This window comes from Acidimicrobiales bacterium, assembly GCA_030747595.1.
Lineage (GTDB): Bacteria > Actinomycetota > Acidimicrobiia > Acidimicrobiales > MedAcidi-G1 > UBA9410.
Genome location: JASLKK010000004.1, coordinates 126,970 through 140,433, shown reverse-complemented (window position 1 = coordinate 140,433; position 13,464 = coordinate 126,970). Strand labels below are relative to the sequence as shown.

At 66.4% G+C, this 13,464-nt stretch carries 10 protein-coding genes and 1 tRNA gene; 7 read left to right on the top strand and 4 right to left on the bottom strand.

What is annotated here, in order from left to right; translation table 11 throughout:
- Positions 1 to 140: 140 nt before the first annotated feature.
- Both QF777_04545 and QF777_04540 read right to left on the bottom strand, forming a co-directional pair.
- Positions 141 to 214: transfer RNA gene (locus QF777_04545), tRNA-Val, on the bottom strand.
- 38 nt (positions 215 to 252) lie between these two features.
- Positions 253 to 885 (bottom strand): DnaJ domain-containing protein, encoded by a 633-nt coding sequence (locus tag QF777_04540; protein ID MDP6910816.1) that lies wholly within the window; start codon positions 883 to 885, stop codon positions 253 to 255.
- A 29-nt stretch (positions 886 to 914) separates the two neighbouring features.
- Between QF777_04540 and QF777_04535 the strand changes: the two genes are divergently transcribed.
- Complete coding sequence (locus QF777_04535) at positions 915 to 1,286, top strand: hypothetical protein (GenBank protein ID MDP6910815.1); 372 nt, start codon at positions 915 to 917, stop codon at positions 1,284 to 1,286.
- Between the two features lie 29 nt (positions 1,287 to 1,315).
- Here QF777_04535 and murF read toward each other — a convergent pair whose 3' ends face one another.
- Positions 1,316 to 2,548: a UDP-N-acetylmuramoyl-tripeptide--D-alanyl-D-alanine ligase gene (murF, locus tag QF777_04530; GenBank protein ID MDP6910814.1), complete on the bottom strand. Its 1,233-nt coding sequence runs from the start codon at positions 2,546 to 2,548 to the stop codon at positions 1,316 to 1,318.
- A gap of 134 nt (positions 2,549 to 2,682) precedes the next feature.
- Between murF and QF777_04525 the strand changes: the two genes are divergently transcribed.
- A complete protein-coding gene (locus QF777_04525; GenBank protein ID MDP6910813.1) occupies positions 2,683 to 3,798 on the top strand; it encodes a D-alanine--D-alanine ligase family protein in 1,116 nt (371 codons plus the stop codon).
- Between the two features lie 24 nt (positions 3,799 to 3,822).
- Here the strand turns inward: QF777_04525 and QF777_04520 are convergent, their stop codons facing one another.
- Entirely contained in the window at positions 3,823 to 4,449 is a 627-nt protein-coding gene (locus QF777_04520) for a TetR/AcrR family transcriptional regulator (protein ID MDP6910812.1), read from the bottom strand.
- A 66-nt stretch (positions 4,450 to 4,515) separates the two neighbouring features.
- Here QF777_04520 and QF777_04515 point away from each other — a divergent pair, with 66 nt between their 5' ends.
- The 5 genes from QF777_04515 to QF777_04495 all read left to right on the top strand — a co-directional run bounded on the left by QF777_04515 (position 4,516) and on the right by QF777_04495 (position 13,125).
- The gene (locus QF777_04515; protein ID MDP6910811.1) at positions 4,516 to 6,849 is read left to right on the top strand and encodes an HAD-IB family hydrolase; all 2,334 of its coding nucleotides are present in this window, start codon (positions 4,516 to 4,518) and stop codon (positions 6,847 to 6,849) included.
- On the top strand, positions 6,846 to 8,069 hold the full coding sequence (locus tag QF777_04510; GenBank protein ID MDP6910810.1) for a zinc-binding dehydrogenase: 1,224 nt from the start codon (positions 6,846 to 6,848) through the stop codon (positions 8,067 to 8,069). The genes QF777_04515 and QF777_04510 overlap by 4 nt, the downstream gene beginning before the upstream one ends.
- A gap of 13 nt (positions 8,070 to 8,082) precedes the next feature.
- Positions 8,083 to 9,693 carry a lactate racemase domain-containing protein gene (locus QF777_04505; GenBank protein ID MDP6910809.1) on the top strand — a complete coding sequence of 537 codons (1,611 nt, stop codon included), beginning with the start codon at positions 8,083 to 8,085 and terminating at the stop codon, positions 9,691 to 9,693.
- A 56-nt stretch (positions 9,694 to 9,749) separates the two neighbouring features.
- A complete protein-coding gene (locus QF777_04500; protein MDP6910808.1) occupies positions 9,750 to 10,640 on the top strand; it encodes a lysophospholipid acyltransferase family protein in 891 nt (296 codons plus the stop codon).
- A gap of 208 nt (positions 10,641 to 10,848) precedes the next feature.
- Positions 10,849 to 13,125, top strand: a complete 2,277-nt coding sequence (locus tag QF777_04495) for an aconitate hydratase (protein ID MDP6910807.1) — start codon at positions 10,849 to 10,851, stop codon at positions 13,123 to 13,125.
- Positions 13,126 to 13,464 lie beyond the last annotated feature (339 nt).

The following is a 13,464-nucleotide window of genomic DNA, read 5'->3' as shown; positions in this document are numbered from 1 at the left end:
CCGGTGTCGTACCGCACACAGGTAACGGTGGCCAGCGAGTTGGCCACCTAGCCTCTGCCTCAACAGCAGCAGGGGTTCTGCTTTAGTAGTTCATCCCCTACGTGTAGATACGTACAGCCGCAAAACCCCAGGTCGAAGCGTGGACCGTACTGGACTCGAACCAGTGACCTCTCGCGTGTGAGGCGAGCGCTCTAGCCAACTGAGCTAACGGTCCGCTGGGCGAAGAGGGTACCGGCGGCGTCGGATGACCGGTCAGGGCACCGGGGTCCCCGGTGGTGCCACGCAAACCTGTTCGGTCCTCGATGGGAGTAGCACGGCCACTGCCGCCGATGCACCAACCATCGGACAGGTGGTCCCAGCCACGCCCCGAGCCACGATCACCGGCGTCTCGACGGTGCACGGCACCACCTGGACCGTCGTGGACAGTTCAACGCAGCGGCCCGCCTCCATTCTCGACGGCACCTCTCCCTCCGGCCCCAGGACCGCGGTGGCGATGAGAATTCCCAGCATCACCGCGAGGGCCAGCACCACCGGCCCGACCCGCAGTGCACACCCGGCAGCCGTCGATACCTCGACCCCGTCGAATGAATCGCCCTGTCGTCCATTAGGACGGTCATCCACCGGAGGTCCCGTCGAGGGGCGGCGAGGTGCCGGGGCCTGCCGACGAGACCGGTCATAGGCCGCCCGTCGACCCACGTCGCCCAACACCCGCCAAGCCTCGTTAACTTCAGCCATCCGTTCGGCTGACCCGGTTCGCTTGGTCGGGTCGACCACCCAATCAGGGTGGAGTCGTCGGGCCAGATCCCGATAGGCGTCGCGCACGACTTCGGGTGCGGCATCAATCGGTACCCCGAGCGTGCGGTAGTGGTCGACGGGACCGGTCACCGGCTCACCCTACGGTCGAGTCAGCAATCGTGACCGGGGCACCCGACGCCGGACCTAACGTGAACAGCGTGGACGACCTGATCTGCCCGGGCTGCGGCGAAGACGACGACCTGTCGGGGCATCGTGATGGCAACCCCGGCCAGCAGACGATCACCGTGACCTGCGGATCGTGTGCCCTCTCGTGGGTCCGGGACCTGAAACCCACCTGCCCGACGTGTGGCAGCGCCGAGGTCCGGACCGCGTTGCAGTCCATTGTCGACAAGTCCCGTGGAACCCAGCTGTCCATCCAGTCGATGCGGGTCGTGTACCTGTGCCCGACGTGCGACCCCGAACGCCTGGCCGACTGGAACAAGACCAACTCGCCGCTGCGACCCTCCGAACTCCCCCACGACGTCGACTGACGGGTCTGCCCGTCGCAGAAGACCTTCGACTACCCGCCCACCAAGCCTTCGACCACCGCTTCAAGTCCGGCCACACGGCTCCCCTTCACCAGAACGGCGTCGCCTTGACCCAGCGCACGCTCCCCCAGCACGGCGATCGCAGCGTCCGTGTCTTTTAGTCCATCCACCCCGTAGAGATCGGTACCTGCGGCAAGGAGCTCCACGCCGAGATCGGCAGCGTGTTCAGCCACCTCCGCGTGTGCCGCCGGTCCGTCGTCTCCCAGTTCGGCCATCACGCCGAGCACAGCTATCCGCCGTCCGTCCTCCGGGAGGGCGACAAGCGCATCGAGGGCAGCCATTGTCGAGGTCGGATTGGCGTTGTAGGCGTCGTTTACCACGGTGCATCCCGACGAGCCGGTCATCACCTCCATTCGCCACGGGGTGAGCCGAGCTTCGGCCAGACCGGTCGCCACATCGTCCAGCCCGACTCCCTCCACCAAGCCGACCGCGGCAGCCGCCAACGCATTGGCCACCATGTGGGCACCCCGGGCGTCGAGTTTCACCTCGATCCGCCCCCACGGAGATTCCAGTCGGAAGGTCGGTCGGAGTACGTCATCGAGCCGTACATCCCGGGCCCTTACCTCGCCCAGGTCACCGAATGTCAGGACCGGGCATCGGGCCCGTTCCGCCTGGGCCAGAGCCTCGGGGACGTCGGCGTGGACCACAGCACACCCATCGGGCGGCAATCCGTCGAACAGTTCACCCTTGGTACGGGCAACGGCCTCCAGGAAACCGAAGCTCCCGGTGTGGGCATGCGCCACGGTGGTCAGTACCCCGACGTCGGGACGGGCCAGCCCAGCAAGGTCGGCAATGTCGCCCTCGCTGCGAGCCCCCATCTCGACCACCACATGCGCGGCGTCGACCGGCGCACCCAGCAGGGTCAGCGGCACGCCGATCTCGTTGTTGAACGACCGGTCACTGGCGTGCGTCGTGGCGCTACGGGCCAGCACCGCTGCGACCAGGTCCTTGGTGGAAGTCTTTCCCACACTCCCAGTAATGCCCACCACACGGCCGCCACCGGCACCCACTGACCGGCGAGCAGCCGCACCAAGCGCCCTTAGCGCGACCGACGTGTCAACGACCCGTATCGCCGTCGTGGCCCGTGAGATCTCGTTGCGATCTGTCAGGTGAGCCGCCGCTCCAGCGGCAATGGCCGCCTCGATGAACTCGTGCCCATCGCGTTCGGCCACCAGTGGCACGAAGAGGCATCCCGGCGTGGCCATGCGGGAATCCTGGGTCGCTCCGTCGACCAACACGTCCTCACCGACCAGTTGGCCACCGGTCGCTCTCGCGACCTCTGACGTCCACATCCTCACGGTGCCCGATACCTCACGGAACGCGACCCTACGATGCTCAGGTGTCTAGCCGCCGTCGTCTTGTCGTCCTGTTCGGGGGTCGGAGTGCCGAGCACGATGTCTCGTGCGTCTCGGCCCGCCACGTGCTGGCTGCCGCGAACCCCGACCGCTACGAGCTCATCCCTATCGGGATCGACCGGGAGGGCCGCTGGGCCTACGCCGACGAGGCGGCCGATGCCCTGGAAGCTGGCAACCTCCCCGGCCACCTCGATCCGACGGGCACGGCCTGGGATCCACTCCCCCGCCTCGCCGAACTCGCAGCCCAAGCAGGACCTGATGCCGAGCCCGGGTCCCTGGTCGTCTTTCCCCTCGTCCACGGACCACTCGGTGAGGACGGCACGCTTCAAGGCCTCCTTGAGCTGGCCGACGTGCCCTACGTGGGGTCCGGCGTGCTCGGTTCCGCCCTAGCCATGGACAAGCTGGCCACCAAGGACGTCCTGGCCCACCACAACATCGCCCAGGCGCGATACCGGGCTATCCACGCCGACCGACTGGTCAACCTGGGAACCGACGCCAACTCCGACGGGCACCGAGCCCTGTTGGTCGACCTGCTGGCTGACCTTGGACCGACGCTATTTGTAAAGCCGGCCAACATGGGTTCTTCGGTGGGCGTGTCGCGGGCCACCGACGAGGACTCCCTCGCCGAGGCCCTCGCCACCGCCGCCCTCTACGACGAGTGGGTGGTCGTCGAGGAAGCCATTGCCGGCCGGGAAATCGAGTTCGCCGTCCTAGGGGACCGGAACCCGCAGGTATCGGGACCCGGCGAGATCCGACCGGGTGACACCTTCTACAGCTACGCCGACAAGTACGAGAGCGACGCCGCCGAGCTCCTCATCGACCCGGACCTCTCTCCAGAGGTGGTCGTTGGCTTCCAAGAGATGGCCGCCCGTGCCTACCTTGCCCTGCGTTGCACCGGCATGGCCCGGGTGGACTTCTTCATTGCCGACGACGGCCGGATGCTGTGTAACGAGATCAACACGATCCCCGGCTTCACCCCGATCTCGATGTATCCGCGGCTCTGGCAGGCCGCCGGCCTCTCTTACTCGGCGCTCATCGACCGTCTGGTCGACCTGGCCGTTACCCGCCACACCCGGCGCCGTCGCCACACCGGCCGCTGATAACCAACCGTCGGGAGCGGACAACTAGCTACCGGCGGCGGGATCCAGCGACCGACGTAGGAACCGCAGCAGTTCGCCACGTCGCTGCACCACTGGACGCAGAGTCGGCCCCACGCCCGCAGCCCGCAACACCTCGATCTCGGTGGCTACCCCCACCACGGTCGAGTACGCACTCAAGAGGAGCAACTGGGCGTCAGTTCGTCGCATGCGTCCCGCCGCCATCTCGTCCTCCATCCACCGGCGGGCCCTGGCCATCAGGGGCTCTAGGTGAGTCCGAACCCGAACAGCGCCCGGCGAGTTGGGGCGACTGACCTCACGCAGCAGGCCCAACAGGACCGGCTGGTCCAGCGCCAGGCGAAACACCTCGCGAACCATTCCCTCAACACGCTCCCAGTCGCTTCTCCCGGCGGATCTGGACTCGACCAAGACCCCTTCCAATGCCATGGTCAGCTCGCCGGCGCAGTGGTCGACCACCGAGTCCAACAGCCGGCGTTTGGAGACGAAGTGGTAGAGGATCGTCTGCTTTCGGATCCCCAGACCGGCTGCCAGGTCATCCAGCGAGGTCCCGTCGTAGCCGGTAGTACCGAAAGAGGCGAGGGCAGCGTCCAACACCAGCTCTCTGGTATTGCCCCGCTCCCCGGTGGTCGCCACATCGCAACCGTAGCCCCCTTCTCTACCAGATGGTAAGGAGGCCAACCTTCTGGTAGAAACGACCCCGTGATCCCCGAATCCCTCGCTGGGCGGCGTATCGCCATCACCGGAAGCACCGGCTTCCTCGGAACCGCGCTCGTCGAACGCCTCCTTCGTTCGGCCCCCAACTGCGAACTCGTCCTGATCGTCCGGCCAGGTCGACGAGGCGCGGAGCGACGGGTAGAACGCGACATTCTTCGCAACGACGCCTTTGACTCACTGCGTGATTCCCTCGGTCCCGATGGCTTCGCCGAAATGGCCGCCCGACGGATCACGGCATTGGCTGGCGACGTCACCGTCGACGGACTCGGCCTGGACGACAATGGCCGGGCCGCTCTCGCCGCATGCGACATCGTCATCCATTCGGCCGCTGCGGTGAGCTTCGACTCGCCACTCGACCAGGCCATCGAGGTCAACCTGCTGGGACCAGTCCGAGTCGTCGAGGCACTGTCCGAGCTGGGTGTGACCCCACACGTGGTGACCGTGTCCACCTGTTATGTGGCTGGCAGCCGTCGCGGTGCCGCCCCTGAGGAGCCGGTCGACGCTAGCCCGTTCTTCGTCGACGTCGACTGGCGCACCGAGGTCGACGCCGCACGTCGCATACGTCGCGAAACCGAGACGACCAGCCGCACCCCGGAAAGCCTCGCCGAGTTCCGCTCCAAGGCTCGCGGCGAACTCGGTGCTGCCGGGACGCCCAACCTTGCCGCCAAGACCGAGCAACTGCGATCCCGATGGGTCGACGACCGCATGGCCGAATCCGGTGTCGCCCGTGCCTCGTCGCTTGGCTTCCCCGACGCCTACGCCTACACCAAGGCCCTCGGCGAGATCGCCACCGCCGAGTCCCGAGGCGCCGTACCCGTCAGCGTGGTCCGTCCGGCGATCATCGAATCGGCCGTTGCCGACCCATCACCCGGCTGGATCCGTGGCTTCCGAATGGCCGAGCCGGTCATCATCTCGTACGCCCGTGGCCTCCTGAAGGAGTTCCCCGGCGTTCCCGAAGGAACCATCGACGTCATCCCGGTCGACTTCGTGGTGGCCGCCATCTGCGCGGTAGCTGCCCGCGGGCCCCTGGCAGCGGACGGTGGGCCCGACATCGTCCAGGTGGCCTCTGGTTCGGTCAATCCGCTTCGCTACGGCACCTTGGTCGACCAGGTGCGCGAGTGGTTCACCGAACACCCCATCTACGACGACATGGGCCAGCCCATCCCGGTGCCCGAGTGGTCGTTCCCTGGCCGGGGACGGGTCAAGAAGCAGTTGCAACGGGCCGCCACGATGCTCGACCATGCCCAGAAGGTGTTCGACGTCCTACCGGTACGGGGTCGCCAAGCTCTGGTGGGCACCCGCCTCGAGGAGCAGCGAGAGCTGATCCAGCGGGCTGAGGGCTACGTCGACCTGTACGGCGCCTACGCCGAGTGCGAGGCCGAATACGGACTGGACCGGCTACTAGCCCTCTGGGATTCGCTCGACGACGCCGACCAGGCGGCCTTCGCTTTCGACCCCAGGATCATCGACTGGGAGGCCTACGTCCCCGACGTCCACCTCCCATCGGTCGTCAAGGCCGGCCGGGTCCCCATGAAGCCACCGTCCCGGGGCGGCGAGAGCCGATCGGCCCGCCTACGCCGCCAGGCCCTGGCCCCAGAACGCCACCTGGCCGCCTTCGATCTGGAGAACACTCTCATCGCGTCCAACGTGGTTGCCAGCTATGCGTGGCTGGGTAGCCGACGTCTACGTGGTCGCGACCGGGTCCGCTTCGTGGCCGGGCTGGTAGCCGAGGCGCCTGCCCTGCTGTCGCTCGACAAGAAGGATCGCAGCGACTTCCTACGTCACTTCTACCGCCGGTACGACGGGGCCCCCGTCGATCAGATCACTATCGACGCCACCGAGAAGTTCAGCGAGATGATTCTGGCCAAGTCATTTCCGGCGGCCATCCGTCGGGTACGCGAGCACCGGGCTCTGGGCCACCGCACACTACTCATCACCGGTGCCCTGGACTTCGTCGTCGAGCCGTTCCGCCCGCTCTTCGACGACATCGTCTGTGCCGAGTTGGGCGTGGTGGATGGCAAATACGACGGCCAACTCACCTCCGTGCCACCGACTGGCGAGGCTCGCTACCAGGCCCTCGTCGACTACTCCGCAGCCCATGGTCTGGACCTAAGCGAGTCGGTGGCCTATGCGGATTCGGCCAGCGACCTTCCGATGCTCGAGGCCGTTGGCTTCCCAGTCGCCGTCAACCCGGAGACCCGTCTGGCCGGCATCGCCCGGAAGCGGGGTTGGCTCGTCGAGGACTTCCAGAAGTCGCCCGGCATGTACCGCAGTCCTTTACCACTGGCCCCGATGCGAACCGTGGGCACTACCAGATGAAGGCCCTGCAGTTCCGCCGGAACCTGCCCCGCTACGCGGCTGCCCGCGTGGCCGGCAGCATCACGCCCGGGCGGGGAGCGTCCGCCGGACCCCTCAAGCTCGTCGACCTCGACACCTCTCGGACGCCCGGCCCCGACTGGGTGCGGGTCCGCCCTCGTCTATCAGGCATCTGCGGCTCAGATCTGGCCACCGTTGACGGCCGCTCGGCCCGCTACTTCGAACCCCTCGTGTCGTTCCCGTTCGTCCCCGGCCATGAGGTGGTCGGCGACCTTGACAATGGCTCCCGGGTCGTCCTGGAACCGGTTCTGGGCTGCGTCAGCCGAAACCTCGATCCGACGTGCACCCCGTGCGCGGAGGGGCACCTCGGTAACTGCGAACACACTTCGTTCGGCGACCTCGGACCGGGGATCCAGATCGGTTCCTGCCACGACACTGGGGGCGGCTGGTCCACGGCATTCAACGCCCACCCCAGCCAGTTGCATCCCGTTCCCGAGACCCTCGACGACGAAGCGGCCGTCATGGTTGAGCCCACGGCCTGCGGGGTGCATGCCGCACTGATGGCCGAGGTACCCGAAGGCGGCGTGGTAGCCGTGCTGGGAGCCGGCACCCTCGGCTTGGTCACCCTGGCCGCCCTCCGGGCGCACGCGACGCCCGGCACCGTGGTGGCTACCGCCCGCTACCCCGAGCAGCGTCGACAGGCCGCCGCCCTGGGCGCAGACCAAGTGGTCGCTCCCGATGAGATCCGTCGGGCCGTCCGTCGGATCACCGGAAGCCGGGCCATCGGCGCACCCGGGCTCGGCGAGACCCCTACCGAAGGGTTGGTGGATCGACTCACCGGTGGCGCTGACGTGGTCATCGACTGCGTCGGATCCTCTTCCAGCCTCACCGACGCGCTGGCCATCGTCCGCCCAAGGGGTCGCATCGTGCTCGTCGGCATGCCCGCTGAGGTCTCCCTCGAGCTGACTCCCCTCTGGCACCGCGAGATCACCCTTGTGGGCGCCTACACGTACGGCACCGAGACGCTTCCTGACGGTACCGAGCGCCGCACCTTCGACCTGGCCGCCGACCTTGTCGGTGCTGCCAGCCTTGGTTCGCTCGTGTCGGCCACCTATCCCCTTGCCCGCTACCGCGACGCCCTTGAGCATGCGGCCTCGGCCGGGCGCCGGGGCGCCACCAAGATCGCCTTTGACCTCCGCGACGAGAAGGAACGCCTCCTGTGACTGGATACCTCCCATGACCGGACATCTCGCACCCCGACCGGGTTTCGTGCTCGACGTCGACCGCAACAGCCCGCCTATCGTGTTCCACCACGGCGAGGGCTTCCGACTTGAGAGGTTGCCGTCCGACCGCTCCCGTGTCATCTATCCGGCCGAACCGTTGGAGGGCCTCCCCGACCCGGACGGCGCCATCCGCCACGCCCTCCTCAACCCGATCGGCGATTCGGACCCGTTGCCGGCCCTACTGACCGCGGGCATGAAGCTGACCATTGCCTTCGACGACATCTCCCTGCCCCTGCCGCCGATGCGGCGGCCTGACATCCGCCAGCGGATCATCGAAGCTGTACTGGACCTGGCCGCCGAGGCCGGTGTCGACGACGTACACCTCATCGCCGCCCTGGCCATCCACCGGCGGATGACCGAAGACGAGCTGCGCCACGCGGTGGGCGACCGGGTGTACGACGCCTTCGCCCCCGATGGTCGCCTCTACAACCACGATGCCGAGGATCCCGACGGCATGGTGGTGCTCGGCGAGACCCCCCACGGCGAGGACGTCCAGTTCAGCAAGCGGGCCGCCGAAAGCGACCTTCTCGTCTACGTCAACATCAACCTGGTGGCCATGGACGGCGGCCACAAGAGCACGGCCACCGGCCTATCGGGCTACACCGGCCTGCGCCACCACCACAACGTCAAGACCATGCAAAACTCGAAATCGTTCATGGACCGCGAGAACTCTGAACTGCACGCCTCCAACTGGCGGATGGGCAAAGTTGTTCGGGACGCTGGCGTGAAGATCTTCCAGATCGAGACGACGGTCAACAACAACACGTTCGGCCGGGAAGGCCCGCTCGCTCTCCTCCAGAAACGCGAATGGGAGTGGTCGGCCCGTGACCGCATGCAGTTCCTCGGCATGAAGGCCGGCCTGGAGATCATGCCGACCAAGACCAAGCGAAAGGTCTTCTCGTCGTGGCAGGCGCCCTACGCCCTCACCTCGGTGCAGGCCGGTGAGGTTGAGGCCGTCCACGAGGTCACCACAGCCAACGTGTACCGCCAGCAACTGGTACCCGTCGAAGGCCAAACCGACATCCTGACCATGGGCCTTCCCTATATCTGTCCGTACAACGTCAACTCGATCATGAACCCGATTCTCGTCATGTGTCTCGGGCTCGGGTACTTCTTCAACCTCTACAAGGGGAAGCCGCTGGTGCGGGAAGGTGGTGTGCTCATCATGAGCCACCCCACCCCTTGGGAGTTCAACCCGATCCACCACCCGAGCTACATCGACTTCTTCGAGCAGGTGCTGGCCGATACCACCGATCCGATAGAGATCGAGCGCAAGTACGAAAAGCAGTTCGCCGAGGACGAGTGGTACATCCACCTGTACCGCAATTCATACGCCTACCACGGTGTGCACCCGTTCTACATGTGGTACTGGGGCAGCCATGCCCTGCAGCACCTCGGGCGGGTCATCATCGTCGGTGGGGACCCGGCGGCCGTCCGCCGCATGGGCTTCCAGTCGGCGTCGACACTGCAGGACGCCCTGGAGATGGCATCTGACGTGGTGGGTCCTCAGCCGACCATCACCCATATGAAGAACCCACCCATCCTGATGGCAGACGTGACCTGAGTCGTGGGAACCGCCCAATGAGTTTTGCGGCCCGATCTGTGGCGAAGGCTCGCTCGATGGCGGGCGGCCTCGGCTTCCCGTGGCGTGCAGCGCCCGTGCCCACCGGTATCGAGCCACCGTCGCCCGACCACGGCTTGGGGGCCGACTACGACACCGGGTGGGCACGTCGGTATCCAGCCCGGGTGGCCAGAGCCGCCATCCTCGAATCGGTGATGCGCCCGGCCATGGCAGTTCTGGCGTCGCCCGCCCGACGAGGCCTCGACCGGCTCGACTGCCTAGACGGTTCCGTGGTTTTCGTGGCCAACCACCACAGTCACGCTGACACGCCGCTGCTGCTGACGTCGATCCCCGAGCCGTGGCGCCACCGCATCGTGGTCGGAGCGGCCGCCGACTACTTCTTCAGCAACCGGATGTCCGGCGCGGTCTCAGCGTTGGCTATCGGCGCCGTGCCCATCGAACGCAGCAAGGTCGGGCGCAAGTCGGCCGACATGGCCCGTGGGTTGATCGACGACGGGTGGTCGATCCTCCTGTACCCGGAGGGCGGTCGAAGCCCCGACGGGTGGGGCCAGGAGTTCCGGGGCGGAGCCGCCTACCTGGCCATCCGCTGTGGTGTACCTGTCGTACCCATCCACCTGCAGGGCACCGGTCGGATTCTGCGTAAGGGACGAACCCTGCCCCGTCCGTCACGCACAACGGTCACGTTCGGTGACCCGTTGACGGCCGACCACGATGAGAGCGCCCGGGCATTCGCCGTCCGCCTGCAGGCCGCAGTGGCCGCTCTCGGCGACGAGGCGACGTCGGACTGGTACCAGGCCCGCATTCGTGCCCACGCCGGCACCTCGCCCGGCCTAACCGGACCCGACGTGGGGGCATGGCGTCGAGCCTGGGCCCTTGGCGACCGTGACCGCAGTTCACAACGTCGCCGACGTCGCTGGCCGGCGCTCTGACTAGCGTCATTTCGCTCGCACTTCACTTTTAACCCAACTACTGGCTTTATTTGGGTACTCGACTCCCCTAGCCAACCAACCACATAGATAATCTTCGAACATTGATAAATAATCCGACCAGGATCACCTGCATTCTTCGAAATCCACCGCCCAGCCTCTGCGAGATGCGCACCGCACCCCGCCGTCCCACCTAGAGGAATCCACCCCTATGACAGTCGCAGCATCCACCCCCATCCAATTGATCCAGGGCGTCTACGCGACTCTCGACGAGCGGGTAGCCACCGGCCGTCGCCGTCTGGGCCGTGCTCTCACCCTGGCTGAGAAGGTGCTTGTCAACCACCTTGACGATCCGGAGGCCTCCGGCCTCGAGCGCGGCGTCTCCTACGTCGACCTACGACCGGACCGGGTTGCCATGCAGGACGCGACGGCCCAGATGGCCTGGCTGCAGTTCATGACCGCTGGCCTCGATGAGGTCCGGGTCCCCACGACCACCCACTGCGATCACCTCATCGAAGCTCGCGATGACGGCAAGTTGGACCTGGCCACCGCCCTCGACGGCAACCGCGAGGTCTACGACTTCCTGGCTTCGGTCTGCGCCCGCTACGGCGCCGGTTTTTGGAAGCCCGGCTCAGGGATCATTCACCAGGTCGTCCTCGAGCAGTACGCCTTCCCCGGCGGGATGATGATCGGGACCGACAGCCACACCCCCAACGCCGGTGGACTCGGAATGGTTGCGGTTGGCGTAGGTGGCGCAGATGCCGTCGACGTCATGACGGGATTCCCGTGGAACGTGCGTTGGCCCAAGTTGATCGGCGTGAAGTTGACCGGCGAATTGAACGGATGGACAGCCCCGAAAGACGTGATCCTGAAAGTCGCCGACATCCTCACCGTGAAGGGCGGAACCGGTGCCATTGTCGAATACTTCGGATCAGGTGCACGGAGCATGTCGGCCACCGGGAAGGCCACCATCTGCAACATGGGAGCAGAGATCGGCGCCACGACCTCGATGTTCGCCTATGACGACGCCATTGGCCGCTACCTCAAGTCGACGGGTCGTGAGGCCGTGGCCGACGCCGCCAACGCCGTGGCCCAACATCTGCGAGCCGACGACGAGGTTGAGGCCGACCCCGGCTCCTACTTCGACGAGGTCATCGAGATCGACCTGTCAACCCTGTCGCCGCACATCAACGGCCCCCACACCCCCGACTTGGCCCGTCCGGTCGCAGACCTTGGGGCCGAGGCCAAGCGCGAGGGCTGGCCGCTGGAGGTCAGTGCCGGGCTCATCGGTTCGTGCACCAACTCCAGCTACGAGGACATCACACGGGCGGCCAGCATCGCCCGTGACGCCGTAGCCAAGGGCCTGACCGCCAAAGCACCACTACTCATCACCCCTGGCTCCGAGCAGGTCCGGGCCACCATCGAGCGAGACGGCCTGCTGGCCGACTTCGAGGCGCTGGGCGCCCAGGTGCTGGCCAACGCTTGTGGGCCCTGTATCGGCCAGTGGGACCGTCAGGACCTCGACGACGGGATCCCCAACTCCATAGTCACCAGCTACAACCGGAACTTCCCCAAGCGCAACGACGGCTACGCCACGACCCACGCGTTCGTGACCTCCCCTGAGACGGTGATCGCCCTGACCATCGCCGGCCGACTCGACTTCGATCCGGCCAACGACACACTGCTGAACGAGGCCGGCGACGAGGTCCGCCTCACGGTGGGCGACGGCGAGGAACTGCCCGCCGACGGCTTCGACCCGGGGGAAGAGACCTTCCAGGCCCCGCCGGCCGACGGTTCGGACATCCAGGTCGAAGTGTCACCGACGAGTGACCGCCTGCAACTACTGACACCGTTCGCGGCATGGGACGGTGGTGACCTGACCGACCTAACCGTTCTGGTCAAGGCGCAGGGCAAGTGCACCACCGACCACATCTCGATGGCCGGCCCGTGGCTGAAGTACCGGGGCCATCTCGAGAACATCTCGGGCAACGTCTACATGGGAGCCGTCAACGCCTTCACTGGCGAAGTGGGCACCGGCTGGGACGTCACCGATGGTGAAACCCGGACCTATCCGGAGATCGCCCGCCGCTACCACGAGGCCGGCGTGGCCTGGGCGGCCATCGGCGACGAGAACATGGGCGAGGGGTCGTCGCGTGAGCACGCAGCCATGGAGCCCCGCTTCCGTGGCGCCAAGGTGGTCATTGCCCGCTCGTTCGCGCGAATCCACGAAACGAACCTGAAGAAGCAGGGCGTCCTACCGCTGACCTTCGCCGACCCCGCCGACTACGACCTGATTGGGCCCGAGGACCGCATATCGGTGGTCGGGGTGGCTGACCTGGCACCCAACGTACCGGTAGCCGTGGTGGTCGCCGCTCCTGACGGCACCGAGACCCGGATTAGCTGCCGGCACACCTACTCGGCCGACCAGATCGAATGGTTCAAGGCCGGTAGTGCGCTGAACCTCATCCGGGCACGCTCCGTCTCCTGACCGGAGCCACGGCGGTCTCTCACCCACCGACCCTTTGTTCGACTGGCCCACCAAAGTCGATTACAACCAGCCTGTCGGAGCCCCAACGAAAGCCTGATTCGACCGGCCATTGCCGACCGTGCACCAGACCCCATCAATCACCTCGCACGAGAAGCGTTCCAGGCAGACAGACTGCTCGCACTACCGATGGCGTGTCGGCTGTCCGCAAACACCAGTGGCCACCACCGATTCGTCAGCACCAAAGCTCACTGAAATGACGTGGTTCACCATGAGCTCTTCCAGTGAAGGGCTGTACTGTTCCTAGAAGCGGGATTCTCACCCGCAGACACCGAACAAGTA

What these genes read in the sequence shown, in the direction of transcription:
- murF (MDP6910814.1), bottom strand. Translation starts at nt 2,548, where the DNA reads ATGGCCACGCCGGGATGCCTCTTCGTGCCACTGGTGGCCGAACGCGAT.
- QF777_04510 (MDP6910810.1), top strand. Translation starts at nt 6,846, where the DNA reads ATGAAGGCCCTGCAGTTCCGCCGGAACCTGCCCCGCTACGCGGCTGCC.
- QF777_04505 (MDP6910809.1), top strand. Translation starts at nt 8,083, where the DNA reads ATGACCGGACATCTCGCACCCCGACCGGGTTTCGTGCTCGACGTCGAC.
- QF777_04500 (MDP6910808.1), top strand. Translation starts at nt 9,750, where the DNA reads ATGGCGGGCGGCCTCGGCTTCCCGTGGCGTGCAGCGCCCGTGCCCACC.
- QF777_04495 (MDP6910807.1), top strand. Translation starts at nt 10,849, where the DNA reads ATGACAGTCGCAGCATCCACCCCCATCCAATTGATCCAGGGCGTCTAC.